This window comes from Micromonospora foliorum (genome assembly GCF_022229015.1).
GTDB classification, from domain to species: Bacteria; Actinomycetota; Actinomycetes; order Mycobacteriales; family Micromonosporaceae; genus Micromonospora; species Micromonospora foliorum.
In genome coordinates, this window is the sequence record NZ_JAKKFF010000363.1 from 1 (window position 1) to 2,870 (window position 2,870).

General features: G+C 74.8%; 2 protein-coding genes. One reads left to right on the plus strand and one right to left on the minus strand.

Features of this window, described 5'->3' with window-relative positions; genetic code table 11:
* Positions 1-1,607 (minus strand): adenylate/guanylate cyclase domain-containing protein (locus PSH25_RS24550; protein ID WP_238661318.1); only part of this gene is annotated, 1,607 nt, incomplete at its 3' end.
* A gap of 194 nt (positions 1,608-1,801) precedes the next feature.
* Here PSH25_RS24550 and PSH25_RS24555 point away from each other — a divergent pair.
* Positions 1,802-2,870 (plus strand): AAA family ATPase (locus tag PSH25_RS24555; RefSeq protein WP_238661319.1); only part of this gene is annotated, 1,069 nt, incomplete at its 3' end.

The following is a 2,870-nucleotide window of genomic DNA, read 5'->3' on the forward strand; positions in this document are numbered from 1 at the left end:
CCGGCGGCGACCAGCCCGCGCAGTGTGGGTGCGGACCGGCCGGGTGTCCAGCCGAGTGCCCGGTCCACGGCCGCGCCGGAGATCAGTCCGCCGAGGGTGCCGGCGGCCATCAGCACCGCCCGTCGCTCACCGTCGAGGTGGTCCAGCTCCGCGCCGACGGCCCGGCGTACCGCCTCGGGCAGCGGGAGCGCCGCCGGGTCGGCACCCTCCACGACCGACGTGACGTACGCCGCCGCGTGCCCGGGGCGGCCTCCCACCAGTGGCAGCAGCCGGTCGACCAGGGCCACCGGCTGCCCGGCTCGGGTGAGCAGGTGGCGCAGCAGCCGCCCGGACTGCACGGTGGCCAGTGGTCCGATCGTCACCCGGCGGGCCGGGCAGGGCCGGGTGTCGGCCCACTGCGGCTGGTGCACGGTGAGCAGGGCCAACGGCAGCCCGCGCTCCGTCGCCGCGCTGAACAGCGCGTGCAGGAACCGGCTCACCGCCGGCGCGGCCCGGTCCAGGTCGTCGACGGCCACGATCAGCGGCCGGTGGGCGGCCAGGCGCAGCAGGACCTCCCGGCAGATCGCCGCGCCGGCGAGGGCGGCCGCCGAGCCGTCCGGAGTGGTCAGCATCCGCTGGAGCGCCGGGACCGCGGTGGCCACCCGGGTCGGCGGGTACAGCGGTGTCAGGGCGGCGACGAGCCGGTCGTGGACAGCCGAGGGGCCGTCGCTGTGCCGGATCCCGGCGACGACGCGGAGCAGGTGCGCGACCGGCGCCAACACCTGATCCGGGTACGGCTGGCAGCCGGCCACGCACCAGCGGACGGACAGTCCGTCCACCGTGGTCACACCACGGGTCAGCTCGTGCAGCAGCCGGCTGCGGCCACTGCCGGTGGGGCCGACCAGGGAGATCCAGCGCGGCGTCCGCTCCCGGATGGCCGAGACCAGCTGGTCGCGGATGGTGGCCAGTTCGCGGCGTCGACCGATCAACGGGCCGTCGTGCCGGTCGGCGCCGGGGCGTACCGGCCCGACGGCGTGCCAGACCGGCATCGGCGGCACCCGGCCGGCGACCGGAACCGGCGTCAGCTGGCGCTGGGTGATCAGGCCGGCGGTGGCGCGGGCGGTGGCCGCGCAGAGCGCGACGGCGCCCGGTGCCGCGTACTCCTGCAGGCGGGCCGCGGTGGTGATCACCGCGCCGCTGGCCAGGCCGTGCCCGCCGGTGACGACGTCGCCCAGGTCGACCACGACCTCGCCGGTGGCGACCCCGACCCGGACGCGCAGCCTGGTGTCGCCGACCACGGGCCGCCGGTCCAGCGCGGCCTGGATCTCCAGCCCGGCGCGCACCGCCCGGTACGCGTCGAAGCCGTCGGAGTGCCGAGCGCCGAAGAGCGCCATCACGGCGTCGCCGATGTACTTCTCCACCACCCCCTGCCAGCGGTGCAGCACACCGGCGACGGTGTCGAAGTAGGCCCGCTGCAACGCTCGGACGTCCTCCGGGTCGAGCCGGTCCACCAGGGCCGTGGAGCCGACGATGTCCGCGAAGAGGACGGTGACGATGCGCCTCTCCTGGGGTACCGGCCAGAGCGGGGTGACGGTCCGTTGCGTGTCGACGATGATGCTGGTGGTCATGGGTGTCGCACCGGCCTTTCTCCCCGCTGTTGCCTGATCACCTCCGGAGATTGGCATTCCTGGGCCGACGGGGGATCTGCAGAACGACGTATGTCGGCCACCTGCAACCTTTAGTCGCAAAGTCGACGCGAGGAGTACCACAAGCGGTAGGCGGCCGTAGAACGGTGCGGGGCCCTGTGATTAGGCTGCGTGACATGGCCAGCGATGTGGACACCGCACCGCTCGTGGGCCGGGCCGAGCTGGTGCAGACGGTTCGGTCCGCGTTGCTCGGTGACGCCGCGCACGGGCAGACCGCGGCGGTCTTCCTGACCGGCGAGAGCGGTGTGGGAAAGACCCGGCTGTTGGGCGAGATCGGTGACCGCCTGCGGGAGCGGGGTGCCGTGGTGCTCACCGGCAGCTGCCTGGACATCGGCGACGCCTCCCCGCTGCACCCGCTGTTGCAGGCGCTGCGCCGGTTCGACACCGAGGTGTCCACCTCGCCCGCCCGCACCTCCTCGGCGGTGCGAGGGCTGTTGCAGATGTTCGCCGACGAGACCGCCGGCCCGGACGGCGCGGGCGCGTTGCTGGAGCGGGTCTCCCGCGGCCTGCACCTGATCGCCGAGGGTCGCCCGCTGGTGCTGATCCTGGACGACCTCCAGTGGGTCGACCGCAGCACCCGGCAGCTCCTGCTCTACCTGCTCGCCGGCCTGGGTGATCTCCAACTGTCGGTGCTGGCCGCGGTGCGTGCCGAGTCGTTGCAGGGCGCGCACCCGCTGCGCCGGGTGCTCACCGAGCTGCGTCGGCTCCGCACGGTGCGGGTGCTCGACCTGGCGCCGCTGGGCCGGGCCGACACCGAGACGCTCGCCGCCGCGGTGGTCGGCCGGACGCTGACCGCCGACGCCGCCGAGCAGGTGTGGCAGCGCAGCGGTGGCAACCCGTTCGTCATCGAGGAGCTGGCCCGCGATCTGCGCGACGGCCGCGACGGCCTGTCCGAGACGCTGCGGGAGATCTTCCTCGACCGGGTCGACGCGCTGCCGCAGCACGCGCACGCCGTGGTGCACGCGGTGGCCGCCGGTGTCGAGCCGGTGCAGCACTGGCTGCTGGCCGAGGTGCTGCGGATGCCGGAGGACGAGCTGATCGCCGCGGCCCGGGCCGCGGTGGCGCACCGGCTGCTGGTCGGCGCCGACGAGGGTTACCGGCTGCGGCACCGCCTGGTGGCCGAGGTGCTGGCGCACGAGCTGCTGCCGGCCGAGCGCTCCGGGCTGCACCGCCGCTACGCCGAGG